Raw genomic sequence first — 26,896 nt, forward strand, 5'->3', positions numbered from 1 at the left:
TAGTTCCACACCAACGGCCGGCGGACCCGCCCCCGAGGTCCGCCGGCCGTTGGTGTGCCTGGCTTCCGGGAGGTCAGCGGCCGAGCCGGATCGCCAACAGCACCGCGTCGTCGCGCAGGCCGTCCGCGCCGAGCACCTCGAGCACCTTGTCGCACAGCGCCCCGACGTCCTCGACGTCGCTCTCGGCCGCCACCGTGCGGACGAGCAGGTCGGTGCGCTCGTCGGTGTCGAACTTGGGGCCCTCGATGAGCCCGTCGGTGTGCAGCACCAGCACGTCCCCCGGCCGGCACCGCACCTCGCTGCAGTCCCGCGAGGCCTCGCGGGTCGCGCCGATCAGCGGCGACAGGTTCCCGGTGAGCAGTTCGACGGTGCCGTCGCCGCGGCGCAGCAGGGGCGGCGGGTGCCCGGCGTTGCAGTAGCCCAGGACCCAGCCGTCGTCGTCGGCCGCACGCTCGAGCCGCCCGAAGACCGCCGTCGCCATCGCCGACATGCCCAGCCCGTGCACGAGGTCGTTGCACCGGTCGATGACCGCCTCGGGACCGAGGCCCTCCCACGCGTACGAGCGCAGCACGCCGCGGAGCTCGCCCATCGCCGCGGCGGCCCGCAGGTCGTGCCCGACGACGTCGCCGACCGCCACGCCCACCGCGCCGTCGGGCAGCGGCAGCAGGTCGTACCAGTCGCCGCCGACCTGGGCGCCGTCGGTCGCCGCGAGGTAGCGCGAGGCCACCGTCAGGCCGGGGACCTCCGGCACGGCCGGCAGCAGGCTGCGCTGCAGGGTCTCCGCCGCGCCGTGCTCGCGGGCGTAGAGCCGCGCGTTGTCCACGGCGAGCCCGGCCCGCGCGGCGAGGTCGCTCGCGAGGTAGAGGTCGCGCTGGGAGTAGCGGCGCCCGTAGGGCAGCTCGGTGCCCAACGTCAGGGCCCCGAGGACCTGGCCGCGGGCCCGGAGCGGCACCACGATCGCCGAGCGCGGGCGCAGCTGCTCGTAGCGGGCCATCAGGTCCGACTCCTCGCGCAGCCCGTCCGGGCGGACCGGCAGCTCCGGGAGCAGGGAGGGCGCGCCGCCGGCGAGCACCCGGTCGACCGGGTCGTCGCCGTCGTCGGTCGGGGTGATCCAGCGGCCGAGCATGCCGACGGTCTCGGTCTTCGAGTCGTCGCGGTGGTTGACCGCCACGCGGTGCGCGGAGGTCGGCAGCCCGACCTCGTCGAGCAGGTCGACGCAGCAGTAGTCCGCGAGCGCGGGCACCACGATGCGCGCCAGCGCCCGCGCCGCGCCGCCCGCGTCCAGCGACGCCGTCATGGCCGCCGTCGAGTCGGTGAGGAGGCGGAGCTGCTCGCGGGTCTCCTCGGCCGCGGCGAGCGCCGCCCGGCGCTCGTTCTCGACCATGACCCGCTCGGTGACGTCGGCCTGCACGCCGACGAAGTTGACGACGTTGCCCGAGCCGTCGAACACCGGCGAGATCGAGACCTGGTTCCAGAAGGCGGTGCCGTCGCGGCGGTAGTTGAGCAGCACCTCGGTGATCGGCCGCTCGTCGGCCAGGGCGCTGCGGATGCGGGAGATCGACGTCGGGTCGGTGTTCGGGCCCTGCAGGAAGCGGCAGTTGCGCCCGAGGACCTCGTCGAGGTCGTACCCGGTGAGCCGGGTGAACGCCGGGTTGACCCAGACGAGCGGGTTCTGGTCCCGCGCCGGGTCGGAGATCGTGAACGACAGCTCGGTGGCGACGACGGCGCGGTCGCGCATCATCTCGAGGTGGCGCTGCGCCCCGGCCCCGGACAGCTGCAGGAACACCACCAGCGCGAGGCGGCGCCGCTCGTCGTCGTCGGCCTCGGACAGCGGGAAGCCGGTGACCCACAGCAGGCGTCCCTCGGCCTCCTCGCGCTCCTCCTCGGTCGCCTCGGAGCCCTTGCGGGCGGCGTCCGCCACGGCGACGGGCTCCCCGGAGACCGGGATGCCCTGCGCGACGCGCGAGAGCGGGGAGGCGGTGTCGCGCATCGGCCGGCCGGAGAGGTCCGTCAGACCCGCGGCCTCGCTCCAGGCGTCGATGTCGAGGGGCAGCTGGGCCCGGCCGCCCGTGAGGTCCGTGGCGGAGCCGTTCGCGTAGGTGACGGTGCCCGCGTCGAGGTCGATGAGGGCGACGGCGGCCGGGGCGGTGTGCAGGACCTGCGGGAGATCCCCGCCGCCGTCGACCGCCAGGCTGTCGCGCACCCGCGCGGCTTCGTCGGCCATGCCGCTCACGGCCTGGTCGACGCCGGGCCACTCCGCTCCGTCACCGCGCGCGCCGTCCACCCCCTCGGCGCCGGGGGGCGCCACCGCGTACTCCTCGGCACGCGACGTGGCCACCTCCACGCCGTCGCCGTTCGCCCTGCCGGTCACCCCGTGGAGCCTAGCCACCCGCACGCGGGTCGGCCCGACACGCCACCGGACCGGACAGCGGGGCGGTGGCCCCGGAGCCGTCGGCGGCTCGCCGGGGCCGGCGCGGGACGGCCCCTCACACCAGGAAGACCTCGCGCGGACCCGGCGCCGAGCCGTCCGGCAGCTCCAGGTCGTGCGCGGCGCCCCCGGCGCCGAGCGCGGCGCTGAACGCCTCGCTCGCGGCGTGCTTGCGCGCGATCACGGTGTCGCTCAGCACGATCTGCCGGGCGCGCCGCCACGGCACCTCGTCCGAGTCGGGGCCCGCCCAGCTCCACGCCCGGTCGAGCCAGCGCACCAGACGGACCCGGTAGGCGGCAGTCACCACCTCGGCGGCCCGGCCGGCGGCCTCGTGGTCGTCGTCGCCGTCGCCCGACCAGGGCGCCAGCACGCACAGCCCGGACGGGTCCTCGGCGAACCCGACGATCTCGCTGATCGCCCCCACGACGTCGGCCTCCGCGGCGGCGACCCCGCCGTCCGGCAGCCCGAGCCGGTGCCGGCGCACGACGGTCAGCCCCAGCGCCCGGTAGGCGGCCTCGGCGGCCACCTCGTCGGGATCGGCCGCCTCCGGGGCGGCCGCCGCGCCGGGGTCCGCGTCGTCGTCCCCGTCGTCCGCGCCGCCCTCGTCGAGGTGGCCCAGCTGGTCGTCCAGCCGGCCGGCGAGCAGGTCCTCGAGGGTGAACGAGGTCAGCGGGTCGGGCGCGTCCGGATCGACCGGGAACGGACCGTCGGCGCGCACCCGGCCGTCGCCGACCGCGTCGCCCTCCACCGGGGGCGACGGGCACGTGCGGGTGGGGCGCTCGGTGAGGCTGAGGACGTCGACCTCGGCGTGCCGGGACGCGAGACGGCGCAGCAGACCGCCGGCCGCCCGGATCTCGTCGCGGGGGTGGGGCGCGACGACGACGATGCGCCGGCAGGAGCGCAGGGTGAGCGGGCGGAGGGTCTCCAGCTCCTGCCACGGCGGCCGGACGACGTGCCCGGTCGCCCCGCGCGGGAGATCCCCTGCGTGCCCGGGACCGGCACGGTCCACGGGCAGCGCGACGCCCTCGAAGTCAGCCACCCCGCTCACCTCCTGACCGGATTCTGACCCATCGATCTCGCCCGTTCGGAGCAGCACGGGGGCGGGAACGCCGAGCGGTCCGAGCCGGGACGCGAGCGGTCACGCGACGTGCGGCGCGTTCGTTCGCGGTGTGGACCAGCATGGCCCCGCCGGGTGAGGGGAAGGCGTCGGCCGTCTCTCCGCGGAGCGACGCCGGGGTGAACCCGGGTGAACGGCTCGCCCACGCGGCGGTGTCGCGACGGTGAACGACGCGTGCCCCCGGTGGGACTCGAACCCACACTGCGGCGATTTTAAGTCGCCTGCCTCTGCCGATTGGGCTACAGGGGCCCGCCGGGACCCTACTGCGTCAGGCCCGCGGCCACGGCGGCCCGGGAGAGGACCTCCTCGAGCATCGCGGGGGTCAGCCGGCCGGTGAAGGTGTTCTGCTGGCTGACGTGGTAGCAGCCGAAGAGCTGCAGCCCGGGACGCTCCCCGCGCGGCTCCAGCACCACGTGCGCGCCGTGGCCGAACACCGGCCGGGGCCGCGGGACCACCCAGCCGGACGCCAGGACCGGCAGCAGCGCCTGCCACCCGAAGGCCCCGAGCACGACGACCGCCCGGGCCTCACCGAGCAGCGCCAGCTCGCGCTCCAGGAACGGCCGGCAGGTGTCGCGCTCGGCCGGGGTCGGCTTGTTCTCCGGCGGGGCGCAGCGGACGGGGGCGACGATGCGCACCCCGGAGAGCTCCAGCCCGTCGCCGACGTGCGTGGCGTGCGGCTGGGAGGCGAGCCCGACGGCGTGCAGCGCCGCGAACAGGACGTCGCCGCTGCGGTCGCCGGTGAACATCCGGCCGGTGCGGTTGGCGCCGTGCGCCGCGGGCGCGAGCCCGACGAGGAGCAGCCGCGCGTCGGCGGGGCCGAAGCCGGCCACCGGCCGGCCCCAGTAGGTCCAGTCGCGGAACGCCGCCCGCTTCTCGCGGGCCACCTGCTCGCGCCACGCCACCAGGCGCGGACAGGCCCGGCAGTCGGCGATCTCCGCGTCGAGCGCGGCCAGGGCGGCCGGGGCGGCGGGGACCCGGCCGCTCACGCCCCGTCCGCGTCGGGCCGGTCGTCGTCCTCGCCCCGGCGCCGACGCGGCGCCCCGCTCTGCGCGAGGGCGCACTCGCGGGCGATGCCGTCGAGGATGTCGTGCTCGGAGATGACGAGCTCGGTGACGCCCGCCCGCTCGGCGAGCTCGTCGGCGAGGACCCGGACGACGAGGGCCCCGGCCCCGATGACGTCCACCCGACCGGGGTGCATCGGGCCCAGCGCCGCCCGCTCGGACCGGGGCATCGCCTCGAGGCGCCGGCAGGTGGCGCGCACGTCGTCGAGACCCAGGCGCGCCAGGTGGATGCGCTCCGGGTCGTACGTGCGGAGCTCCAGGGCCACGGCGGCGATCGTCGTGGCCGTGCCCGCCACCGCCACCCACGTCTGGATCGACTCGACGTCGACCGCGTCGAACGCCGGGGCGAGCGTCGCCCGGGTGAACTCCTCGGCCTCGCGGACCTGCTCGGCGGTCGGCGGGTCGTCGTGGAGGAACTTCTCGGCCACCCGGACGCACCCGACGTTCGACGAGTAGGCCGCCGCGACCTCCGCGGCGACGGCGTCCCAGGTGCCGGAGACGAGCTCGGTCGACCCGCCCCCGACGTCGGCGACGACGAACGGGCCCTCGTCGGGGTCGAGGTCGGCGACCGCTCCCGCGAACGACAGCCGGGCCTCCTCGTCGCCGGTGATCACCTCGGCCTCGATGCCGAGGATCTCGCGCACCATGCCGAAGAACTCCTCGCGGTTCTCCGCGTCACGGGTGGCGGAGGTGGCGCACAGCCGCACCGTCGTGGTGGAGGTCCGGCGCAGCATCTCGCCGTACGCGAGCAGCGCCTCGCGGGTGCGCGCCAGCGACTCCGGCGCGAGCCGCCGGGTGGCGTCGACGCCCTGCCCGAGACGGTTGATCCGCATCTCGCGGTGGACGTCACGCAGCCACTGCGACCCGTCCTCGCGGACGGTGACGTCCGCGACGAGCAGCCGGATCGAGTTGGTCCCGCAGTCGATGGCCGCGACGCGCGGCATGGGCGCTCCCCTGACGTCTGGCGAGGCGGTGGCCTGTCCGTCGGGACGCTAGCAAGGACGCCCGACGACGACCGTCCGGGCGGGGGGCGGGAGACCGGTCACCGGGTGGCGGACGGCGGGTGTCGCCGCCCGGTGACCGGTCTCCCTGGTTCCTGGCCGCGGGGTCCGGCGGAGAACCCCGCGTCCCGGGTGGGCCGTCCGCACCACCGAGGAACCGGGCCGGCGGGCTGGTCGGCGCCTCCGGCGGTGACCATCGTGCTGCGGGGAGCACTCCTCCGGCAATCCGAGCGCGGGGTCGGCACCGGGCCGTGTCGCGGGATCACCCGTGTCGCGTCCCCCGGCGACGCTGCGTACCGGCGCGGCGGTCCCGATCGCGGGGGCACGGCACACGACCCGGCGGCGTCCGGGGAGCATCCGCTACCGGTCCCCGCGTCTGGAAAGCCACTTTCGCAGACGATGAGTGTCCGGGAACCGTCGTCGATCTAGGGGGCGACGCACGGCCCCGCCGCCCACCACTCGGGCAGCAGCGCGAGCGTCTCGTCGCCGACCGGGTTCACCCCGGGCCCGACGGCGAGGGTGTGCGCCACGTGGACGTGCAGGCACTTCACCCGGTCCGGCATGCCGCCCGCGCTGACGTCCGTCCCGAGGGGCTCGATCGCGTCCCGGTCCGCGAGGTAGGCCCGGTGGGCGGCGGTGTAGGCGGCGGCGAAGTCGGGGTCGGTGCCCAGGCGCTCGGTCTGGGTGCGCATGAGCCCCTCGGCCTCGAGCGACCCGATCCGCGACGTCAGGCGCGGGCAGGTGGCGTAGTACAGCGTCGGGAAGGGGGTGCCGTCCTCCAGGCGCGGGGCGGTCACCACGGTGGAGGGGAGCTCGCACGGGCAGCGGTGCGCCACCCCGCACAGCCCGCGGGGGGCGCGCCCGATCTGCGCCGCCACGGCCTCCCGGTCGCCCTCGCGCAGCGGCTCAGCCACGCCGACTCACGGGGCCGTCCCGAGCGTGCCGCGGGCGACGCGGGTGTACCAGGGCAGGTCCGCCTCCGACGGGGCGATCGCGGCCCCGGTGCCGGCGGCCGCCGCGCTCGCGGCCGCGTCGCCGGGCAGCTCCACGCGGTAGGGCGTCTCGCCGGGCCGGGCGTACCCGAGGCGGGCCCGCGCCAGGGCCTCGACGTGCGCCGGGTCGTCCATCGCGGCCCGCTCGCCGCGCAGCTGGGCGGCCTGGGCGTCGAGCTGCTGCTGCTGGGCCGCGACGGCCGCCAGCTCGTGGCGCTGCGAGACGTAGTTGCGCAGCGGCACCGCGACGGTCAGCGCCAGGGCGCAGACGACGACGGCGAGCAGCGCGGCACGGCGCGCCGTCGAGAGCCCGAGCGCACCCCGCGTCGCCCGGGCCGCGCGGGCGGCCGCCTGGGCCGCGGTCGGGGCGGCGGTGCGTCGCGAGGAGAGCGGGTGGCGGCGCAGCGCGGTCCGGCGGGCGTCGCGCCGGGGGCCCTGCCGGGCACGGACGCGGGTGCGGGGCCGCGTCGTCGTGTCCGGCGCGGCACCCGCCGTCGTCGCACCCGCCGTCGTCGCACCCGTCGTCGTCGCCCCCGTCTTCGCACCCGTCGTCGTGCCGGTCCTGGTGCCCGTCGCCGCCCGGGGGGCGTCGGCCGTCGTCGCGCGACCGCCGCCCGACCCGCGGCGCGCGGGCGGGTCGGACGGTGACGGGCGGGGCCGGGTCGGCACGGTGTCGGTTCCCTCCCTCGAGGATCAGCTCTCCGGGTCGAAGCGCGGGAAGGCGAGGTCGCCCGCGTACCGGGCGGCGTCGCCGAGGGCCTCCTCGATGCGCAGCAGCTGGTTGTACTTGGCCACGCGCTCGGACCGGGCGGGGGCGCCGGTCTTGATCTGGCCGCAGTTGGTGGCGACGGCGAGGTCGGCGATGGTCGTGTCCTCGGTCTCGCCGGAGCGGTGGCTCATCATGCAGCGGTAGCCGTACTGCTGGGCCAGGCTCATCGCGTCGAGGGTCTCGGAGAGGGTGCCGATCTGGTTGACCTTCACCAGCAGCGCGTTCGCGGCGCGGCGCTCGATGCCCTCCTCGAGCCGCTCGATGTTGGTGACGAAGAGGTCGTCGCCGACGATCTGGACGCGGTCGCCGATGTCGGCGGTGAGCCGGCTCCAGCCCTCCCAGTCGTTCTCCGAGAGCGGGTCCTCGATGGAGACCAGCGGGTAGGCGTCGAGCAGCTCGCCGTAGTAGGAGCTCATCTGGGCCGCGCTGCGCTTCTGTCCCTCGAAGGTGTAGGTGCCGTCGGAGAACAGCTCGCTGGCGGCCACGTCCAGCGCGAGGACCACGTCACGGCCCAACGTGAGCCCGGCCTGCCCGACGGCGCTCGAGATGAGGTCGAGCGCCTCGCGGTTGTTCGGCAGCGACGGCGCGAACCCGCCCTCGTCGCCGAGGCCGGTGGAGAGGCCGTTCTTCTTGAGCACCGCCTTGAGCGCCTGGTAGACCTCGGCGCCCCAGCGCAGGGCCTCGCGGAACGTGTCGGCCCCGACGGGCGCGATCATGAACTCCTGGACGTCGACGCCGGAGTCGGCGTGGGCGCCGCCGTTGAGGATGTTCATCATCGGCACCGGCAGCACGTGGGCGTTGGGGCCGCCGATGTAGCGGAAGAGGTCGAGCTCGGCCGACTCGGCCGCGGCGCGGGCGACGGCGAGGGACACGCCCAGCAGCGCGTTGGCGCCGAGCCGGGACTTGTCCGGGGTGCCGTCGAGGTCGATCAGCTTCTGGTCGACGACCCGCTGCTCGGTGGCGTCCATCCCGACGAGGCCGGGGCCGATCTCGTCGAGCACCCCGCCGACGGCCTTCTCGACGCCCTTGCCGAGGTAGCGACCCTTGTCGCCGTCCCGCAGCTCGACGGCCTCGTGCTCGCCGGTGCTCGCCCCCGAGGGGACCGCGGCACGGGTGAGGGTGCCGTCGTCGAGCGCCACCTCCACCTCGACCGTCGGGGTCCCCCGGGAATCCAGGATCTCCCGGGCACCGACCTGCTCGATGACCGCCACGGAACGGCCTCCTCCTGCTGCGACTGGGCTGATTGCGCTCGGATCGGGCGCCGATGCTAGCTGCCGGGCCTCCGGCACGGGGTGAGCCACGGCGTGCGCCACGTCGCCCTCCGTGCGCGGGGCTGCCACCCGGGTGGCTGACACGGTCCGGTCTCGCGTCGCGCGCGTCGGGGACCTACCGTGCGGGAATGTCGTCGTCGCGGGGCACGGAGCGGGGCGGAGCGGGACCGGACGACGCGTCGGGCGGTGGTGCGCCGCCCGATCCCACCGCCGCCGGCGGCGGCATGGTGACGGCCTTCCGCCGCGCCGAGCAGCTCCTCGAGCACCGTCGCCCGCTGGACGCGTTGAAGACGTTGGCCCCGCTGCTCGAGGTGGAGTCGGAGGCGGCCTCGGTGCACCTGTTGGCGGCGCGCGCGTACCTGGCGTCGGCGCAGTTCCGGCGGGCCGAGGCGGGCTTCCTGCGGGTCCTCGAGATCGACCCGGCCGACCACTACGCCCGGTTCGCGCTCGGCCGGACGCTGCAGCGGCAGTCCCGGCTGGAGGAGGCGCGCGCCCAGCTCCGGATGGCCGCCGCGATGGACCCCCGCCCGGAGTACCAGGAGGCGCTGGGTGAGGTGAGCGCCTCGATCGCGCTGCGGCGGGGGGCGTAGGGGTCGCGTGCGGGCCGGTCCCCGCTGCGGCCCGCTGCGTCGAGGGAGCGGCTGCACAGCGACCGGACCTTCGTGTGGCGTGCAGGGGCTCCCTGATCATCCGACGCGAGCGGCGGCGCCCTCTCCTGCGGCCCGGCGTCCGACGAAGGAGTGACTGCGCGACGACCGGATCTCCGTGTGGCGTGCAGTGACTCCCTGCTCATCGTCGGCTCCTCGGCCTCACGTGACCTTGCGCAGGATCCGCGCAGCCAGGGCGTCGGCGAGGCGCTCGTCGAGCACCTGCGCCGCCCCGATGCGCACGATCTCCCAGCCGAGGTCGTCGAGGTCGGCGTCGCGGAGGTGGTCGCGGTTCTGGCCGGTGATCGTCCGGTGCTCCGGTCCGTCGAACTCCACGCCGACCTTCCGGCGTCCCTCGGGGACCTCCGGCCACCCGAGGTCCAGCCAGCGGGTGCCGCCGTCGGCCACCCGGACCTCGTACTGCGGGATCGGCGCGGGCACCCCGCGCAGCACGAAGCCCAGCCGGGCCCGGGTCTCCATCAGGGACATCGCCCGGCCGTCCATCAGCTCCGCCACCCGCCTGACCTGGACCGATCCGCGCGCCGCCGGGTGGGCTGCCGCCACCGCGAGCAGATGGTCCGGCGTGAGCCGGCACCGGTACGCGATCGAGTCGACGGCCGCGACCGCCTCGACCAGCGGCGCCCGCCGGGCGAGATCGAAGGCGGTGCGCGCGGGGGAGGTGACGCGCACGCCGTACCGGGTGCACACCTCGTCGGGAAGCAGTCGATCGCGGCGGACCGCGACCTCGGCCGACGTCGGACGACGACTGGTGGGCATGACGAGCTCGCGCTCGTCGTCCCACGGACACTCCGCCCCGAACGCCAGCGCGGCGAGGGGGCCGGACACCACGCCCGTGCCCCGGCCCCACAGCGCCACGGCCCGGACCCACGTGGCGGTGTCCACCTGTGCCAGCGATCCGACGTAGACGTCGGTCAGCAGGGGCCGGAACGCCGGGCCCGCCAGGCGACCCCACGTGACCTCGCCCCGGGCGACCGCCTCGGATCCCCGGAACGGCCGGGTCGTGCTCGCATCGACTCCCACGGGACTTCGACGTTGACCGCCGCCGATCGGCTCCGTCGAGGCGCGAACTCGTGATCAGGGAGGCACTGCGCGCCACACGGAGATCCGGTCGGCGTGCAGGGGCTCCCTCGACCGGGCGGGGGCCTACGGCGCCGTCGAGTTCGCGTACGCCTCGGCGGCGGCGTAGACGCGGCGGCCGTAGTCGTCGGAGTTGTTGTAGGAGAGGACCGCCGACCGCCAGCCCTCCCCGGTGGCGAGGTCGCGGCCGTCGGCGCACAGGTAGTGGCCGGCCGCGAGCGCGGCGTCGAAGATGTTGTCCGGGTCGGCGCGGCCGTCGTCGTTGCCGTCGGCGCGCCACTTCGCCCAGGTCGACGGGATGAACTGCAGCGGGCCGACGGCGCGGTCGAGGGTCGGGTCGCCGTCGAGCAGTCCACCGTCGGTGTCGCTGATCGTGCGGTTCCCGCTGGTGCCGTCGAGCGGGACGCCGACGATGCGCGGCTCGATGTCGCCGTTCGGCTCGATGTGCGCCCCCCGGTAGCGGCCGTGGTTGGACTCGATCCGCGCGAGGCCGGCGATCGTCACCCACGACAGGTGGCACTGCGGGTCGGCCCGCCGCATCGTCAGCTCGGCCATGCCGTAGGCCTGCAGCGCGATCGGCGGGATGTTGGTCCGCGGGCCGAGGCCGTTCGCCCACGCCGACACCGAGGTCGCGCCCTGGGCACCGCCGGCCCCCGCCGTGCTCGTGCCGGGGAGCAGGGCCGACGGCGGGGCCACCGCGGTCGGCTGCCCGACGGTGCCCAGGTCGACCTGGGCGGGCGCGACCTCGAGCGCGGGGATCTCGTCGGGCCCGGCGTCGGTGCGGCCGAACTGGCTGCGCTGCTGCAGGAAGACGACCGTCCCGATCACGGCGGCGACCAGCACGACGACCAGCGCCAGCCGGCCCAGCGCGGCGGTACGTCGCGGCGGGGTGGGTGACGACGACGGCGGGGGTGGTCCCCCGAGCGGCAGGGGCGGCGTCGGTCCCGCCCCGGACGGGCGGGCCGTGGTGTCCGGGGCGGTGGTCAGCGCGGCCGCGACCGGGGCCGGGGCGGGTCGGGCGCTCGTCGTCGGGGCCGCCGGGCCGCCGCGCTCCCCCGCCGTCGGCGTCGCCGCGGTCCGGGCGGGCGTCGAGGGCACGCGCAGCCCGCGGGAGAGCCGCCGGGAGCGGCCGGCCGAGGTCGGCGGGGGCGCCTCCGTGGGGTCCGGCGCGTCGGTGGTCGCCGTGCGATCGGCTGCCGTACCCGCCGCGTCCGTGACCCCGGGCGTCTCGGTGGTCACCGGCTCGTCGGCCGCCGTCGTCGTCGCGGCGGGCCCACGTTCCGCCGTGCCCGGGGAGCTGAACGCGGTCTCCGTCGTCGTCGCCTCGTCGGGCTCGGCCGGCGGCGGCGAGGTCGCGACGGCACCGTCACCGGCGACCGGGGAGCGGAAGCGGTCGGTGGCGTCGTCGGCGACCGGCGCGCGGAAGCGCTCGGTGGCCTCGCCGCCCTCGCCGGACGGATCGGGCGGGCCCGCCCCGCGCAGGGAGTCGACGCTCGCGCTCATCGGGGAGCCAGGTTACGGCCCGGTCACCGCGCCCCTCGATCGACCCGTCGGACTTCGTGGCACTCGCTGCCAGCGAGGGTCCGGCCCGCCGACGACGGGGCTTTTCTGCCACTGGATGCAAGCAGCGACGCTTCGCTGGCACTCCAACGGACGCACACGGACGGCGCCGACCCCTACCCCTCGAGCAGCGCCCGCCCCCAGTAGTCGCCCGTGTTCCCCGGCGCCACCCCGGGCGGGCAGGCGAACAGGGCGGAGGAGGTGTGCTGGATGTACTCGTTGAGCGCGTCGTGGACCCCGAGCTGCGTCTGCAGCCGCACGAACTGCGACGGCGAGCGCATGAAGGCGATGAAGAACAGGCCGGCGTCGAGCGTGCCGGTCCGGGTGTCGACCCCGTCGGTGTAGGAGTAGCTGCGCCGCAGGATGGCGGTGCCGCCGTTGTTCTCCGGGGCGGCGAGGCGGATGTGCGCGTCCGCCGGGATCGCGGGGGTGCCGTCCGCGAGGGTGGCGTGGAAGTCGGGCGGGGTGAACTCGTCGCCGCCGGACAGCGGGCCCCCCGACCCCTTCACGCGCCCGAAGACGTTCTCCTGGTCGGCGAGGACGTCCCGGTCCCAGGGCTCGATGAACATGCGGATGCGGCGGGAGACCAGGAAGCTGCCGCCCGCCAGCCACGAGGCGCCGCCGGGGACGTCGCCCGGCGCGATCCACACCGACCGCGACATCGCCGCCGGGTCCTCCACCTTGAGGTTGCGGGTGCCGTCCTTGAAGCCCATGAGGTTGCGGGCGGTGGCCTGGGCGGTCGACGTCGACGAGGTCCGGCCGAAGCCCAGCTGGGTCCAGCGCATCACGACGGTGCCGCGGCCGAGCCGGGCGAGGTTGCGCACGGCGTGGAAGGCGACCTGCGGATCTTCTGAGCACGCCTGGACGCAGATGTCGCCGGCGGACTTCGCGGGGTCGAGGAAGTCGCCGGGGAGCGCGGGCAGCGCGGCGAGCTCGGCCGGGCGCTTGGCGGCCAGCCCGAAGCGGCCGTCGAAGAGGCCCGGGCCGAACCCGACGGTGACGGTCAGGTTCCCCGGCGCGAGGCCGTCGGCCTCCCCAGTGTCGGCCGGTGGGCTCTGCTGCTCGTCGTTCGAGCCCGGGACGGGCTGCCCGAGGGTCATCGCCTCGGCGGCCGCCGTCCAGGAGGTGAGCATCGCGACGAGGTCGGCCCGGCTGGAGCCGGGGGCGACATCGAACGCCGCGAAGGCCAGCCGGTCCTGCGCCGCGGTGTCGATCCCGGCCTGGTACTGCCCCCGGAAGGGGACGACCTGGGCCGGTGGCGCGGCCTCGGCCGAACAGCCGGCGAGCACCCCACCGGCCACGCCGGCCCCCGCGAGGAGACCGGCGCGGCCGAGGAGGGAACGTCGGGAGAGCTGGGACCGCGCTGTCATGCGACCTTTCCGGAGACCTGCGAGAGCGGTTCGGCCAGCGCGTTGACCCGGTCGGCGAGGACCCGGCGCTGCGCGTCGCCCACGGTCGAGTAGTCGACGTAGCCGGGGACGCCCGGGGCGGCCTGCCCGGTGCGGAAGGGCGCCAGCTCGTCGGTGATGCCGGTGAAGCGGGCCTGCAGCTGGGTGGCCAGCGCCGCGTCCTTGCTCTGCAGCGACGGCTTGAGCAGCTCGAACGCCTTCTGGGCGCCGACGATGTTGGCGTCGAAGTCCGAGAGGTCGGTGTGGGAGTAGGCGTCCTCCTCGCCGGTGACCTTCGACGTCGAGACCTCGGTCAGCAGCTCGCTCGCGCCGTTCGCCAGCTGGGCGGGCTGGTACTCCGCGGTCGCGACGAGGGACTGGAGCTTCGCGATGTCGGCGTCGAGCTTGTCCGCGACCGGCGCCATCCCCGCCGTCGAGCGGTTCACCCACAGCGCCTGCTCGAGGCGGTGGAACCCGGTCCACTCCTGGCCCGGCTCGACGTCGGCGATGCGCTGGTCGATCGCCGGGTCGAGGTCGCCGAAGCTCTCGGCCACCGGCTCGATCGTCTCGTAGTGGTAGCGCGCCGGCGCGTAGGCCTTCTGGGCGGCCGCGACGTCGTTGGCGCGGACCGCGTCGGTGAACTGCTTGGTGGCGGGCACGAGGGCGGCCACCTCGCCGACCACGTACTGCTTGTAGCCCGTCGTCGCGGTGGCCAGTGAGGCGTCCACCGGCGCCTGCGACTGCCCGCCCTGCCCGGTGACGGTGAACTGCGCGGTGTCCTGCGCGGCCCCCGGGCAGTAGACGGTGTACTGGCCCGGGTCGAGACGCAGTGAGAAGTCACCCGAGAGGCCCGGGGTGATGTTCTCCTTCTCGCCGAGGATCCGGCTGTCCTTCTGGATCTCGCCCTCGGTGACCTTCGCCGTGCCGGAGTTGGTGACGGTGAAGTCGACCGGCCCGGCGGCCACGGAGGCCGGCTGGGGGGCGCATCCCTGGTCGGACAGCGTCATGGTGACCTTGGCGCCCTGGGCGGCCTGGTCGGACCCGCCGGAGGAGCAGGCCGCCACCAGCCCGGCGGTGACCACGGCGACGGCGAGGGCACCGACCACGGCGGTGCCGCGGCGACGGGGCCGCGCCGGGGAGGGCGAGAGGGGGGACACGGGCAGGGTCCTTTCGGACGGCGGAGGACGGACGGTGCCTCCGCGGGCGGGCGGGAGCGGGCCGGTCAGGCGGCGGCGCCGGCGGTGGCCGACGCGGAGGAGCGCGACGACCGGCGCACGGGCCAGAGGACGAACACGAGCATCGGCACCAGGTAGACGAACCAGGCGACGACCTCGATGAGCGTCGGCTGCGGCTGGATGCCGAGCACGCCGGTGAGCAGCGAGGAGATCGGGGTGCCGGGCTGCACGACGGCCGACAGGTCGGCGACCGTGGTCTGGCCGACGTTCACCCAGCCCGCCTCGTGGGCGGTGTGGACGGCGCTGACGAGCAGGCCCGCGGCGACGAGCACGAGGAACACGGCGGTGACCGTGAAGAACCGGGCGAGGTCGATGTGGACCGAGCCGCGGTAGATGCCGTAGCCGAGGGCGATCGCGACGAGGATGCCGAGGGCCGCGCCCCCGCCGGCGGCGGCCGGGCTCGTCGACGACTGGAAGGCGGCGAGCAGGAAGACCGTGGTCTCGAAGCCCTCGCGGAGGACCGCGAGGAAGGCCATCGCGACGAGCGCCCACGTCGAGCCCCGCGCCAGGGCCGACTCGGCCGCCCGCTCGAGCTCGCCGCGCATGGACCGCGCGTGCTTGCGCATCCACACGATCATGTAGGTGATCATCCCGACGGCGACGAGGCCGATCACCGTCTCCAGCCCTTCCTGCCCCTGCTGGGGCAGGTCGGCCGAGACGACCTCGAGGACCACGGCGACGACGAGGCAGATCACGACGGCGAGCGCCACGCCCGCCCACATCGGGCGCAGCGCCGCGCGGTCGCCGCGGCGGCGGAGGAACCCGGCGACGATGCCCACGATGAGGGCCGCCTCCAGTCCCTCCCGGAGTCCGATGACGAACGTCGCCAGCACCGCCGCGCCTCCTCCACGATCCGCGGGGACCGGGGCGGTCCTCGCGCTGGCGGCAGTCTTAGGTTTGCCTCACCTTCACGTCAAGCGCCCGGCGCGGGAAAGACGGAGCGATCTCCGTGACCCTTCCGAGTGATGGGCCGCGGAATCGGGAGGAATCGGTCACTGCCAGTGCGTTCGCCAGTCCTCGGGCGTGGTGCGGCGGGGCTCCCCGTTCGTGGGTGCGGGCAGCCTTGCCTCTACTGCCCGGAGGCGCTCGCCGAGGGCGGTCGCCGCCGCGCGGAGCTCACCCTCGGGGTCGCCGCCCGTGAGGTACGACCCGACGACGGCGGCCGGCGCCCCCTCGGGCACCGCGGCGGCGAGGAGGTCCGGCGGGACCCCGGCGCGCTTCGCCCGGCTGACGTACTTGGCGAGCAGCGCGGCGGCGGGCTGGGCGAGCGCGACCCCGTCGAGCACCGAGTCCCGGCGCTTCTCGGTGGCCTTGAGCTCCTCCCAGCGCACGTCCTGGTCGCCCGAGGTCACGACGCCGGCCTCGCCCGCGAACACGTGCGGGTGCCGGCCCACGAGCTTGGCCACGAGCTCGGCGGCCACGGCGTCGACGTCGAAGCCGTCCGGCGACTCCGCCGCGACCCGGGCGTGGAAGAGCACCTGGAGGAGCACGTCGCCGAGCTCCTCGCGGGTCGCGGCGACGTCGCCGACGGCCAGCGCGTCGTAGAGCTCGTAGGTCTCCTCGACCAGGTAGCGCAGCAGGCTCTCGTGGGTCTGCTCGGCGTCCCAGGGGCAGCCGCCGGGTGAACGGAGCCGGTCCATCACCGCCACCGCCTCGAGCAGCTCCGCTCCGGCCGGGGCGTCCGGATCGGGGGCGGGCACGAGGAGCACCGCACCCTCCGGGGGCTCGCCCCCGGCCGGCACCGCACCGAGGTCGTCGGCGAAGCGCCGGGCGAGCGCGGGCGGCAGCGTCGGGTCGAGCAGCACGACGGGGGCCGCGGCGACGAGGCGCACGGCCCGCGCGGGCAGGACCGCGCCCAGCCGTGGGTCGACCGGGACCGTGACCGGACCGCTCACGGCGCCGGCACCGGGGCCGGGGTGGGGACGGGGGCCGACCCCGCCGGCGGTGGGCTCGCGGGCACCTGCGGCGGGACCGGGATCGCGACCCGCAGCGGTGCGACGGTGCCCGCCTCCGCCGCGGTCGGCGCGACCCGCTCCTGCGTCGGGTCCCAGACCCCGTAGCGGGGGTTGATCGAGACGCCGAGCTGCTGCGCCAGCGGCTGGACCGCGCGCAGCCCGAACTGGATCATCGTGGTGGGGTCGACGAGCGCCGCCGGCACCGCGTCGGCCCCGGGCGGCGGGGCGGCGAGGTCCCGGTCGCGCACGCGCACGACGGTCCAGGCCTGCGTCGACGGGTCCGGCGCCGGCTGCCCCGGCGACCCGGGCGGCCCGGGCGGCCCGGAGATGCTCACGGTGCGGTCGGGCAGCCCGAAGACCAGCGACGACGCCGTCCGCACCCGCGCGCCCGGGGTCACCGACCCCGGGCGCAGCGTCGTGTCGAGCACCCTCGCGTCCGGCCCGAGCCCGTCGAGGGCCCCCGTCCCCGCGTCGGTCGCGAGCCGGTCCGCGGCCCGGGCGGCGTCGGCACGCGTCGGGAACGTCCCGATGTCCACCGTGACGGCCAGGCGGTCGAACTCGCGACGACCGATCTCGGCGACGGCGATCTGGTCGGCCACGAGCTCGCGCAGCGTCGCCGGGTCGTAGCCCGAGCCTGCCGCGGCCTGCGGCCCGCCCGCCGCCGCGACCTGCGCGTCGACCTCGGCGGGCGGCACGACGATGCCCTCGCGCCGGCTCGCCTCGGCGATCACCTCGTGCAGCACGGCGGTGCTCAGCAGCTCCCGGCTCTCGTCGGCGAGGGTCTCGGGGTCGAGCGGCGACCCGCCCTGGCGGCCGGACCCCGGGTCGGCCTGGGCGGCGAGCGACTGCGCGAGGTCCGGCGCCGCCGTGCGGATCCGCTGGGTGAGCAGGTCCGTCGTCACCACGTGGTCGCCGACGACGGCGGCCACCCCCGGCCCGGGCTGCGGGGCGCCGGTGCCGTCGGTCGAGGCGCAGGAGGTGAGGACGCCGAGGGCGGTCAGTCCCGCGGCGAGCGCGGGGAGGAGACGGCGGCGTGGCCGTGGGCACCCGGGCACCGGGTCACCTTCTCACGGGGCTGTCCCGGCCCCGGGTGGTGCCCGGGGCCGGACGGGGTGTCAGCCGTTGCTGCCGGCGGTGCCGTTGCTGATGCCCCCGCTGCCGCCGGCGCCGCCCTGGCCGCCGGGCGAGCCGCCGTTGCCGCCGTTGCCGCCGGCGGTGGTGCCGTGGCCGCCGGCGCCACCGTTGCCGCCGAAGCCGCTGTCGCCGCCGTCGCCGCCCGCCCCGCCGTCCCCGCCTCGGGCGCCGCTCCCCCCGGCGCCGCCGGGGCCGCCGGAGCCGCGACCGTCCGGGGACTCCCCGGACCCGCCGCGCCCCCCGGCGCCGCCGTCGCCGGCCGAGGAGGATCCGGAGGCCGTGACCGGGCCGTTGCTCACGGTGATCGTCCCGGCGGCACCCCCGGCGCCGCCGGCTCCCCCGGCGCCACCCAACGGGGTGGCGCCCCCCGGGTTGGGGCTGGTGGTGTCGCCGGCGGTGCCGCCGGCACCCCCGGCGCCGCCGGCGCCCCCGGGGCCCGCGGAGCCGGTCACCGTACCGCCTCCGCTGCTGACCGCGCTCGCGGATCCGGCGGACCCTCCGGAGCCGCCCGCGCCGCCGGCGCCACCGTAGGAGAGAGTCGACCCCGAGTTGGGCGCATGGCCGCCGGTCCCGCCGGTCCCACCGGCGCCGCCCGCGCCGGCCGCTGCCGTGGCCGAGGGGGCGTTGCTCCCGCTCCCGGCGGTGGCGGTGGCCGAGCCACCGGCTCCACCGGCGCCGCCGGCGTTTCCGAACCCACCCACGGGGTTGTTCGTCCCGTCGAGGCGGGCGTCGCCGCCGGCACCGCCGGTGCCCCCCGCCCCGCCCTTCCCGCCGGTGGCGGTGGCGTCGCCGCCCTGGCCGGTGGCGCCCTGGCCGGTGACGGTGCCGTTCTCGGTCGCGCTGCCGCCGGCGCCGCCGGTGCCGCCGACCGCGACGGCGTTCTGCCCGGGGCCACCAGCGCCGCCCGGACTACCCGGGCTCCCGACGCCCCCGAGGCCGAAACCGGCCGGCCCGTCCGTTCCGGCGGCGCCGTCGGCGCCGTTGGCGGTGGCGGAGCCGCCGTTGCCGCCGGCGCCCGGGGTGGCGGTGGCGGTGCCGTCGGCGGCGTGGGTGGTGCCGTCGCCGGAGAGCCCACCGTGCCCGGCGGTGGCGGTGGCGTCGCCGCCGAGGCCGCCGTCCCCACCGGTGGCGGTCACCGTGTTGGTGTCGGCGTCGTAGGTGCCGACGGCGTCGGTGTAGCCGTTGCCGCCGCGACCGGCCGAGGCGGTCGCGTCGCCGCCCGCCCCGCCCTGGCCGGGGTTCTGGTTCTGACCGGTGTTGGTGGTCGCGCGGCCGCCGTTGCCGCCGTTGCCGCCGACGGCGATCGCGGCGGCCCCGTTGCCGCCGTCGGGGGTGACCGCGCTGGTGGCGTCGGTACCGTGGCCGGCGAGGGCCTGGTTGTCGGTGCCGTCGGCGCCGCGGCCGCCGGTGGCGGTGGCGACCCCGTAGCCGGCGGGCCCGCCGGCACCGTTGGCCCCGGCGGTGGCGGTGGCGTCACCGCCGTTGCCGCCGTTGCCCCCGCTGACGATCACCGGGATGGGGTCGACGCTCGTCGCGCCAACCCTCGCCGAACCGTTGCCGGCGCCGTCGCCGCCGGTCGCGGTGGCTGCGCCGCCTGCGCCGCCGCGGCCCTGGGAGGTCTGGGCCCCGTTGACGACCCCGCGGCCGCCGTCGCCCCCGGCGCCGCCGGTGGCCAACGCGGACTGGCCGTCGCCACCGCCGTTCACGATCAAGGTGAAGGGGTAGGTCGACGAGATCTCGGCCGGCTCCGTCGGAGGCCCGCCGACGGCGCCGGTCGCCGTGGCGGCCTGACCGTTCCCGCCGCCGCCCGGGGTCGCGGTCGAGGCGGCGTTGCCGGTCGCCGTGGCGTCGCCGCCGCGACCACCCGCCGCGCCGGTCGCGGTCACCGTGTTCGTCGCGGTGTCCAGGGTGCCGGTGGCGGCACCGGTGTAGGCGTCACCGCCTCGGCCCCCGGTGGCGGTCGCGGTTCCGGTGGTCCCGGCCGTGCCGGTGCCGCCGCGTCCGTTGACGACGGCCTTGCCGCCGGCGCCACCGGTTCCCGCGGTCGCGGTCGCGGCCTGCCCGTCACCGCCGGCCGGGTGATCAGCCGTCCCGGCGGCGCCGTCCGCGCCGACCGCGGTGGCGGATCCGCCGGCCCCGCCGGAGCCGACGTTCGTGCAGGAGCCGTAGCAGACCGCCGTGCCCCCGGCCCCGCCGTTGCCGCCGGACGCACTCGCCCCGCCCGACGAGGAGCCGCCGGCGCCGCCGGTGGCCACGTTGGTGCACGTCCCGAAGCAGTACGCCGTCCCCCCGGCGCCACCGGTGCCCCCGGTGCCGCCGGTGGTCGAGCTCGTCCCGGCCGCGCCGGTGGCGACGTTGGTGCAGGTCCCGATGCAGTAGGCGGTGCCGCCCGTGCCGCCGTTCACCCCGGCGATGCCCACCGCGACGTTCGTGCAGGTCCCGAAGCAGTACTCGGTGTTCGTCCGCGCGTTGGTCAGCGCGATGTAGCCGTTCCCCGTGGTCACCGTGTAGCCCGACCACGACGACGGCGCCCACCCCGCCGGCATCGACCCCGCCGAGGGGGAGGTGACCTTCCCGGCGCCGGACCCGGAGCCCTGGGACCTGATCGTCGTGGTCGGGGTCAGCGTCGCGGTCGTCCCCGCGCCCCCGGCGCCGGGCGCACTGGCCGCGTGCACCACCCCGGTGGCCCGCTCGACGACCACCACCGCCGGGGCGAACCCGACCGGGGTGGAGCCCAGCGACGACCACGAGCCGTCACCGCCGCGCGCCAGCGTGGTCACCGTGCCCCCGCGCCGGTCCGCGGTCAGCACGTGCCCGCTGACGGCGTCGAACACCGTCGAGACCGGGCCGGCGCCCACCGGCACCGACTGGACCTGGGTGTAGCCACCGTGCGCGTCGGGCCGGAACACCCGCAGCGACGAGGTCGTCGGGTCGGCCTGGAACACCTCCCCCGAGCGCGGGTCGTACGACACCGCCCGCGCCAACAACGCCGCCCCCGCCGGGGTGAGCACCGTCGGGGACGCCGAGGCCACCGGCGAGCACACCCCCAACGGCAGCACCAACGCCGCCGCCGCGACCACCACCAGCCACCACCGCGGCCACCAGCCACGACCCGCCGTCGTCGTCGCGACCGTTGCCCTCGCTTCGCGCGCCACCCTGCCGCCCCGGAAACTCGTGCCGCCCTCGCCGACGGCGTCCCTGCGCCACTCCGACGGGTGACGCGCAGCGTGAATCTAGGAAGCTGCGCGTGCACACACCCTGGGTGAAGTTCCCAGGTATCTGGCCCGAACGGGTGAACATCGAAACGCTCTGACGCGCAGATCGTCAGCTCGCGGTGACACCCACCCGGGCCGCCCACGCCCGCGCCGCGCCGAGCGGGTCGTCCGGCGCGGTCGCGAGCGCGACGGCGAGCAGCAGCCGGGTCTGCCATGGCGAGAGGTCCCCGGCGAAGAGCGCACCCGCCCGCGCGAGCTCGGCGCCGCCCCCGGCGTAGAGGCCCTCGACCGGGCCGGCGCCGGTCCGGCTCGCGACCGCGACGGGCACGCCGCGGGCGAGCAGCGCCCGGGCGGAGTCGACGACGGCGGGCGTGGCGTTGCCGGCCCCGAACGCCGCGATCACCACCCCCCGCGCCCCGGCCGCGACCGCGGCGTCGAGGGCGTGCGCGTCGGCCCCGACGTACTGGGCGACGACGTCGACCCGCGGCAGCTCGGCGGGCGGGTCGCCCAGCGAGGCGTCGGGGGCGACCGCGTGCTCGCGCACCCCGGCGTCGTCGACCTCCGCCAGCGGTCCCCGGCCCGGCGCGGCGAACGCCGTGAGCGCCGCGGTGTGCACCTTGCGCACGCCGACCGCGGGCAGCACCTGGCCGGCGAAGGTGACCGTCACCCCGGGGCGGCCGTGCGCGGCCCAGCGCAGCGCCGCGGTGAGGTTGCCGGGGCCGTCGGGCGCGGGGTCGTCGAACGGCCGCTGCGCGCCGGTGATCGTCACCGGGGTGGCGCGGTCGTGGGTGAGCGCGAGCAGCGCCGCGGTCTCCTCCAGCGTGTCCGTGCCGTGGGTGAGGACGACCCCGTCGTGCCCGGCCGCCGCGTCGCGGACCGTGCGCGCCAGGGCGGCCAGGTCGTCGAGACCGGCGGCGAAGGAGAGCCGCCCGGCCACGTCCGTCGTCGTGACCTCGACCCCGTCCGGGATCGCTGCGGCCGCGAGCAGCCCGGCCGCGTCCACCGCGACCGCCCGCCCGGCGGCGCCGGCGCGCGTCGCGATCGTGCCTCCGGTGGCGAGCAGGGCGAGTCGGGTCACGGGCGTGACCCTAGGGGGGTCGTCACAGGCGCGTGACGTGCCGATGAACGGGGGTACGCCTCCGTGTGCCACGAAACGACGACCGCCTGTCCCGCCCTCCCGAGCAGCCGACCCTGTTCGAGAAGCCGCCCGGCGCCGAGCAGAAGCCCCCGCGGACGCGGGTGCCGGCCGGGGTCTTCGTCGGCGTGTTCATCGCCGTGCTCGTGGTCCTCGCGATCGTGCTGTTCACCGCGGCCTCCTGCGGCGGGGGCGCCGGCGGGAACGGGCAGACGACGGGCGGGCTGGTCCTGCTGCTCCCTACGCTGGGCGGATGACCACCGCGACCCTCGACTGGTACGGCTGCGCGACGTTCCGCCTGGTCACCGCCGAGGGCCTGACGGTGATGCTCGACGCCTACCTGGACCGGGTGCCCGACGCCCCGCAGAGCGGGGTCGGCGTCGCGGACGTCGCGGCGGGGATGGGCCCGGGCGACTGGGTGCTCGTCGGGCACGCGCACTTCGACCACCTCTACGGCGCCGAACGGCTCGCCGCGACCGGGGCCCGCATCGTCGGGTCCTACGAGAGCATCCGCGTGATGGCCGCCTGCGGGGTGCCCGAGGAGCAGCTGGTGCCGGTCGCGGGCGGTGAGCGGATCCGGCTCGACGAGGCGACGACGGTGCGCGTGCTGCCGGGCCTGCACTCCTGCATCTGGTCGGAGACCTCGTTCCCGGCCGCCGACCAGGTGTGCCTGGGCGAGCTGGGCGTGACCTGGCAGGAGCGCCAGGAGCGGATCGCCGCGATGTTCGCGGGCCTGCCGGCGCTCGGGCCGGACGTGCTCGCGCACCTGCGGGCCGCCTCGCAGGGCGAGCGCGGCGACGGCGGCGCGCTGGTCTACGTCGTCGAGACCTCGGAGGGCTCGCTGCTGGTGCAGGACACCGTCGGGGCCTGGACCGGGGTGCTCGCCGGCGAGTCGCCCGATGTCGCGATCCTCGCGGCCGCCGGGCGCGCCAACGTCGACGGCGAACCCGTGCAGGGGTCACTCGCCGACTTCGTCGCCCAGGAGGCCGCGTGGATGGCGCCGCGCCGCCTCGTGCTCTCGCACCACGACGACTGGCTGCCCGGGTTCGCGGGCGCGGTGGACGTCGGGCCGATCCGCGAGGCGGTGGCGCGGCGGGCGCCGGACACCGAGCTCTGCGAGCTCGGCTACGCGTCCGGGTTCACGCCCTTCACCTAGGCCGCCGCGGGGCGCTCCCCGTAGAGCGCGACGAACAGCTGCTCGCACCAGGCCAGCAGCTCGAGGTCGCGCAGCGGCGGGGCGCCCATCTTCACCGGGCCCCGGGCGCCGCCGGCCCCCGACTGGCCCTCGGTCGGCTTGGGCAGCGACAGCGTCTGCGACGCGGCCTTCAGCTGCGCCCGCGGGTGCAGCCGCTTGAGCCGCATCTGCGCCGACTCCGGCAGGTCGACCGGCGCGAACCGGATCTGGTTGCCCTGCCCGGCCACCTCGGTGATGCCGTACCGGCGGCACGCCTGCCGGAACGCGGCGACCGCGAGCAGGTTGGTGACCGGTGTCGGCGGCTCGCCGTAGCGGTCGACGAGCTCCTCGCGCACCGCGTCGAGCGCCGGCCCGTCGGCCGCCTCGGCGATCTTGCGGTAGACGTCGAGGCGCAGCCGCTCGGTGTCGACGTAGTCGTGCGGCACGTGCGCGTCGATCGGCAGGTCGACCCGCACCTCCGCGAGCGGCTCCTCCTCGTCGGCGCCCGCGGCCCCGGTGTGCTTCTTGAACGCCTCCACCGCCTCGCCGACGAGCCGGACGTAGAGGTCGAAGCCCACCCCCGCGATGTGGCCGGACTGCTCCGCGCCGAGGATGTTGCCCGCGCCGCGGATCTCGAGGTCCTTCATCGCGACCGCGGTGCCCGCACCCAGCTCGGAGTGCTGCGCGATCGTGGCGAGCCGCTCGTGCGACGTCTCGGTCAGCGGCTTGTCGTTGGGGTAGAGGAAGTAGGCGTAGCCCCGCTCCCGGCCGCGCCCGACGCGCCCGCGCAGCTGGTGGAGCTGGGACAGGCCGAGCGTGTCCGAGCGCTCGACGATCAGCGTGTTGGCGTTGGAGATGTCCAGGCCGTTCTCGACGATCGTCGTGCAGACCAGGACGTCGTGCTCGCGCTCCCAGAACTCGTTGACGGTGCGCTCGAGCCGCTCCTCGGCCATCTGCCCGTGGGCGGTGGCGATGCGGGCCTCGGGCACGAGCCGGCGCAGCGTGGCGGCGGCGTCGTCGATCGAGGACACCCGGTTGTGGATGTAGAAGACCTGGCCGTCGCGCAGCAGCTCGCGGCGGATCGCCGCCGCGACCTGCTTCTCGTCGTGGGCGCCGACGTAGGTCAGCGTCGGGTGCCGCTCCTCGGGCGGGGTGAGGATCGTCGACAGCTCGCGGATGCCGGCCAGGCTCATCTCCAGCGTGCGCGGGATCGGCGTCGCCGACATCGAGAGCATGTCGACGTGGGCGCGCAGCCCGGTGATGTGCTCCTTGTGCTCCACGCCGAAGCGCTGCTCCTCGTCGATGACGACGAGGCCGAGGTCCTTCCACGTGATCCCGGTCTGCAGCAGGCGGTGGGTCCCGACGACGACGTCGACGCTGCCGTCGGCCAGCCCGCGGATCGTCGCGTCGGCCTCCTTGCCCGGGGTGAAGCGGGAGAGCCCCTTCACCGTCACCGGGAAGTTCCGCATGCGCTCGGTGAACGTCTGCAGGTGCTGCTGGGCCAGCAGCGTCGTCGGGACCAGCACCGCGACCTGCTTGCCGTCCTGCACCGCCTTGAACGCCGCCCGCACCGCGATCTCGGTCTTGCCGTAGCCGACGTCGCCGGAGACCACCCGGTCCATGGGGACCGCCTTCTCCATGTCGGCCTTGACCTCGTCGATCGCGGAGGCCTGGTCGGGCGTCTCGGTGTAGGGGAAGGCGTCCTCCATCTCGCGCTGCCACGGCGTGTCCGGGGCGAACGCGTGCCCCGGCGCGGCCTGCCGGGCGGCGTAGAGCTGGACGAGGCTGGCCGCGATGTCGCGGACCGCCTTGCGGGCCTTCGACTTGGTCTTCGACCAGTCCGAGCCGCCCAGCTTGTTCAGCGTGGGCAGCTCCCCGCCGACGTAGCGGCTGACCTGGTCGAGCTGGTCGGTCGGCACGAAGAGCCGGTCGCTGGCCTGGCCGCGCTTGGAGGACGAGTACTCCAGCACGAGGTACTCGCGGGTGGTCGCGGCCTTGCCGGTGCCGGTGGTCCGCTGGGTCATCTCGACGAACTTGCCGATGCCGTGCTGGGCGTGGACGACGTAGTCGCCGGCCTGCAGCGTCAGCGGGTCGACGGCGTTGCGGCGCTTGACGGCGGCGCGCTTGGTGGGCGTGGACCCGGTGCCGGCGCGGGAGCCGGTGAGGTCGGCCTCGGTGAGCAGGACCAGCCGGCTCTCCGGGGCGACGAACCCGTCGCCGAGCCGGCCGCGGGCGACGGTGATCCGCCCCGCCCGCGGGGCGCCGGCCTCGTCGTCCAGGGTGACCGGGACGTCCTCGCCGACGAACTCCCGCAGCTGCTCGACCGCCCGCTGCGCCGTGCCCACGGCGGGGACGACGACGAGCGCCGCACCGCCGGCGGCGGCGTGGGCGCGCAGGTCGACGGCGGCCTTCTCCCAGTCGCCGCGGTAGGACTCGACGCCGGACAGGCCGGTACGGACCACCCGCACGCCGTCCCGGGTGACCGAGTCGTCCTCGAGGTCGGGGTCGGTGGCGAGGCTGGAGAGCGTCCACCACGGGTGCCCCGCGGTCCGTGCGGCGGCGCGGACGATGTCGACGTCGCGGTAGGCCGAGGCGCCGAGGTCGATGGGGGCGCTGCCCTCGGTGGAGTCGGCGGCCACGAGCCAGCTCGCCTCGAGGAACTCCTGCCCGGTGCGCACGAGGTCGGCGGCGCGGCGCTCGACGCGCTCGGGGTGGCACACGACGACGTGCGCGCCCTCTCCCAGCAGTTCCGGCAGCGTCACGAGGTCGCCCGGCAGCAGCGCCGGGATCAGCGACTCCATGCCCTCGGTGGGGATCCCGGCGGCGACCTTGCCGAGCAGCTCGTGCAGCGCCTTGTCGCCGCCGAACGAGCCGGTGCCGACGTGCTCGTCGGCGAGCCTCGCGGCCCGCTCGCGGACGTCGGCGGTCAGCAGCAGCTCGCGGCACGGCGGGGCGACGACCTCGGTGGGCCGCGCCTCGGCCGAGTCGGGCAGCGAGCGCTGGTCGGCCACCGAGAAGCAGCGCATCTCCGAGACCTCGTCGCCCCAGAACTCGATGCGCACCGGGGACTCGGCCGTCGGCGGGAAGAGGTCGACGATCCCGCCGCGCACCGCGAACTCGCCGCGCTTCTCGACCATCTCCACGCGCGCGTACGCGAGGTCGACCAGGCGCTCGGTGAGCGCCTCGAGCTCGATCTCGGTGCCCTCGCGCAGCACGACGGGCTCGAGCTCGCCGAGCCCGGGCACGAGCGGCTGGATGAGGCTGCGGGTGGCGGTGGTGACGACGTGCAGCCGGCCGCGCGGGTCGAGCTCCGGGTGGGCCAGGCGGCGCAGGATCGCGACCCGGCGGCCCACGGTGTCGGCCCGTGGGGACAGCCGCTCGTGCGGCAGCGTCTCCCAGCTGGGCAGGTAGGCAACGGCGTCCTCGCCGAGCAGGTCCTCGACGGCGGCCGCCAGCTCCTCGGCCTCGCGCTCGGTGGCGGTGACGACGAGGGCGGTGCGGCCGGCGCCGCCGGTGTCGGCGTCGCCGTCCGCGGGGTCGGCCGCCAGGGCCGCGGCCAGCAGGGGACGCAGCGCCGTCGGGCCCTCGACGGCGGCGTCCCGGCCCGCGGCGTCGACGACCGAGCGCAGCCCGGGGTCGGCCAGCAGGGACGGGGCGAGCCCGGACAGGGGTGTGCGCCCCGGGGAAGTGTCGGAGGAGGACACCAGAGCCCTTCG

The 26,896-nt window shown here is 76.4% G+C and carries 21 protein-coding genes and 1 tRNA gene; 4 read left to right on the forward strand and 18 right to left on the reverse strand.

Annotated features, from left to right (window positions below; all coding sequences use genetic code 11):
• Nucleotides 1-73: 73 nt before the first annotated feature.
• The 8 genes from HH311_RS03785 to eno form a co-directional block, all read right to left on the reverse strand.
• A complete protein-coding gene (locus HH311_RS03785; protein WP_169182181.1) occupies nucleotides 74-2,371 on the reverse strand; it encodes a SpoIIE family protein phosphatase in 2,298 nt (765 codons plus the stop codon).
• A 115-nt stretch (nucleotides 2,372-2,486) separates the two neighbouring features.
• Nucleotides 2,487-3,467: a PIG-L family deacetylase gene (locus HH311_RS03790; protein WP_169182182.1), complete on the reverse strand. Its 981-nt coding sequence runs from the start codon at nucleotides 3,465-3,467 to the stop codon at nucleotides 2,487-2,489.
• Between the two features lie 253 nt (nucleotides 3,468-3,720).
• A tRNA-Leu gene (locus HH311_RS03795) sits at nucleotides 3,721-3,794 on the reverse strand.
• A gap of 11 nt (nucleotides 3,795-3,805) precedes the next feature.
• Nucleotides 3,806-4,531 (reverse strand): uracil-DNA glycosylase, encoded by a 726-nt coding sequence (locus tag HH311_RS03800; protein ID WP_312029926.1) that lies wholly within the window; start codon nucleotides 4,529-4,531, stop codon nucleotides 3,806-3,808.
• On the reverse strand, nucleotides 4,528-5,550 hold the full coding sequence (locus tag HH311_RS03805) for a Ppx/GppA phosphatase family protein (protein ID WP_169182183.1): 1,023 nt from the start codon (nucleotides 5,548-5,550) through the stop codon (nucleotides 4,528-4,530). The genes HH311_RS03800 and HH311_RS03805 overlap by 4 nt, the downstream gene beginning before the upstream one ends.
• A 482-nt stretch (nucleotides 5,551-6,032) precedes the next feature.
• Nucleotides 6,033-6,521: a DUF501 domain-containing protein gene (locus tag HH311_RS03810; protein WP_169182184.1), complete on the reverse strand. Its 489-nt coding sequence runs from the start codon at nucleotides 6,519-6,521 to the stop codon at nucleotides 6,033-6,035.
• Between the two features lie 6 nt (nucleotides 6,522-6,527).
• Complete coding sequence (locus HH311_RS33075) at nucleotides 6,528-7,268, reverse strand: septum formation initiator family protein (protein ID WP_312029927.1); 741 nt, start codon at nucleotides 7,266-7,268, stop codon at nucleotides 6,528-6,530.
• Nucleotides 7,269-7,292: 24 nt separating this feature from the next.
• The gene (eno, locus tag HH311_RS03820; RefSeq protein ID WP_169182185.1) at nucleotides 7,293-8,579 is read right to left on the reverse strand and encodes a phosphopyruvate hydratase; all 1,287 of its coding nucleotides are present in this window, start codon (nucleotides 8,577-8,579) and stop codon (nucleotides 7,293-7,295) included.
• A 284-nt stretch (nucleotides 8,580-8,863) separates the two neighbouring features.
• Between eno and HH311_RS03825 the strand changes: the two genes are divergently transcribed.
• A complete protein-coding gene (locus tag HH311_RS03825) occupies nucleotides 8,864-9,229 on the forward strand; it encodes a tetratricopeptide repeat protein (RefSeq protein WP_169182659.1) in 366 nt (121 codons plus the stop codon).
• Nucleotides 9,230-9,448: 219 nt separating this feature from the next.
• On the opposite strand, the gene HH311_RS33080 is transcribed toward HH311_RS03825, so the two are convergent.
• The 8 genes from HH311_RS33080 to HH311_RS32500 all read right to left on the reverse strand — a co-directional run bounded on the left by HH311_RS33080 (nucleotide 9,449) and on the right by HH311_RS32500 (nucleotide 20,688).
• Nucleotides 9,449-10,327, reverse strand: a complete 879-nt coding sequence (locus HH311_RS33080; RefSeq protein WP_169182186.1) for a DUF559 domain-containing protein — start codon at nucleotides 10,325-10,327, stop codon at nucleotides 9,449-9,451.
• A gap of 123 nt (nucleotides 10,328-10,450) precedes the next feature.
• Nucleotides 10,451-11,887, reverse strand: coding sequence for a hypothetical protein (locus HH311_RS31340; protein WP_248292001.1), 1,437 nt, complete (start codon nucleotides 11,885-11,887; stop codon nucleotides 10,451-10,453).
• A gap of 173 nt (nucleotides 11,888-12,060) precedes the next feature.
• Nucleotides 12,061-13,314, reverse strand: a complete 1,254-nt coding sequence (gene efeB, locus HH311_RS03840) for an iron uptake transporter deferrochelatase/peroxidase subunit (protein WP_169182187.1) — start codon at nucleotides 13,312-13,314, stop codon at nucleotides 12,061-12,063.
• Nucleotides 13,311-14,489: an iron uptake system protein EfeO gene (efeO, locus tag HH311_RS03845; RefSeq protein WP_312029928.1), complete on the reverse strand. Its 1,179-nt coding sequence runs from the start codon at nucleotides 14,487-14,489 to the stop codon at nucleotides 13,311-13,313. The genes efeB and efeO overlap by 4 nt, the downstream gene beginning before the upstream one ends.
• A gap of 65 nt (nucleotides 14,490-14,554) precedes the next feature.
• Nucleotides 14,555-15,400, reverse strand: coding sequence for an iron uptake transporter permease EfeU (efeU, locus tag HH311_RS03850; protein ID WP_169182188.1), 846 nt, complete (start codon nucleotides 15,398-15,400; stop codon nucleotides 14,555-14,557).
• 159 nt (nucleotides 15,401-15,559) lie between these two features.
• Nucleotides 15,560-16,462, reverse strand: coding sequence for a MazG family protein (locus tag HH311_RS03855; protein WP_312029929.1), 903 nt, complete (start codon nucleotides 16,460-16,462; stop codon nucleotides 15,560-15,562).
• Nucleotides 16,459-17,577, reverse strand: a complete 1,119-nt coding sequence (locus HH311_RS03860) for a hypothetical protein (protein ID WP_169182189.1) — start codon at nucleotides 17,575-17,577, stop codon at nucleotides 16,459-16,461. Before HH311_RS03860 ends, HH311_RS03855 begins: the two co-directional genes overlap by 4 nt.
• Before the next feature lie 60 nt (nucleotides 17,578-17,637).
• Nucleotides 17,638-20,688, reverse strand: a complete 3,051-nt coding sequence (locus HH311_RS32500; protein WP_169182190.1) for a hypothetical protein — start codon at nucleotides 20,686-20,688, stop codon at nucleotides 17,638-17,640.
• Between HH311_RS32500 and HH311_RS03870 the strand changes: the two genes are divergently transcribed.
• On the forward strand, nucleotides 20,660-20,875 hold the full coding sequence (locus tag HH311_RS03870) for a hypothetical protein (RefSeq protein WP_169182191.1): 216 nt from the start codon (nucleotides 20,660-20,662) through the stop codon (nucleotides 20,873-20,875). The genes HH311_RS32500 and HH311_RS03870 overlap by 29 nt on opposite strands.
• 105 nt (nucleotides 20,876-20,980) lie before the next feature.
• Here the strand turns inward: HH311_RS03870 and HH311_RS03875 are convergent, their stop codons facing one another.
• Complete coding sequence (locus HH311_RS03875) at nucleotides 20,981-21,949, reverse strand: asparaginase domain-containing protein (protein ID WP_169182192.1); 969 nt, start codon at nucleotides 21,947-21,949, stop codon at nucleotides 20,981-20,983.
• Nucleotides 21,950-22,014: 65 nt separating this feature from the next.
• Between HH311_RS03875 and HH311_RS03880 the strand changes: the two genes are divergently transcribed.
• On the forward strand, nucleotides 22,015-22,263 hold the full coding sequence (locus HH311_RS03880; RefSeq protein ID WP_169182193.1) for a hypothetical protein: 249 nt from the start codon (nucleotides 22,015-22,017) through the stop codon (nucleotides 22,261-22,263).
• Nucleotides 22,260-23,162, forward strand: coding sequence for an MBL fold metallo-hydrolase (locus tag HH311_RS03885; protein ID WP_169182194.1), 903 nt, complete (start codon nucleotides 22,260-22,262; stop codon nucleotides 23,160-23,162). The genes HH311_RS03880 and HH311_RS03885 overlap by 4 nt, the downstream gene beginning before the upstream one ends.
• On the opposite strand, the gene mfd is transcribed toward HH311_RS03885, so the two are convergent.
• On the reverse strand, nucleotides 23,159-26,884 hold the full coding sequence (gene mfd, locus HH311_RS03890) for a transcription-repair coupling factor (protein WP_169182195.1): 3,726 nt from the start codon (nucleotides 26,882-26,884) through the stop codon (nucleotides 23,159-23,161). The genes HH311_RS03885 and mfd overlap by 4 nt on opposite strands.
• Nucleotides 26,885-26,896 lie beyond the last annotated feature (12 nt).

Source organism: Actinomycetospora sp. TBRC 11914 (genome assembly GCF_012933465.1).
GTDB lineage: Bacteria > Actinomycetota > Actinomycetes > Mycobacteriales > Pseudonocardiaceae > Actinomycetospora.

Bases quoted from the DNA above. Each gene is read 5' to 3' on its own strand.
- HH311_RS03805 (WP_169182183.1), bottom strand. From the start codon at position 5,550: ATGCCGCGCGTCGCGGCCATCGACTGCGGGACCAACTCGATCCGGCTG.
- HH311_RS03825 (WP_169182659.1), top strand. From the start codon at position 8,864: ATGGTGACGGCCTTCCGCCGCGCCGAGCAGCTCCTCGAGCACCGTCGC.
- HH311_RS31340 (WP_248292001.1), bottom strand. From the start codon at position 11,887: ATGAGCGCGAGCGTCGACTCCCTGCGCGGGGCGGGCCCGCCCGATCCG.
- efeB (WP_169182187.1), bottom strand. From the start codon at position 13,314: ATGACAGCGCGGTCCCAGCTCTCCCGACGTTCCCTCCTCGGCCGCGCC.
- HH311_RS03885 (WP_169182194.1), top strand. From the start codon at position 22,260: ATGACCACCGCGACCCTCGACTGGTACGGCTGCGCGACGTTCCGCCTG.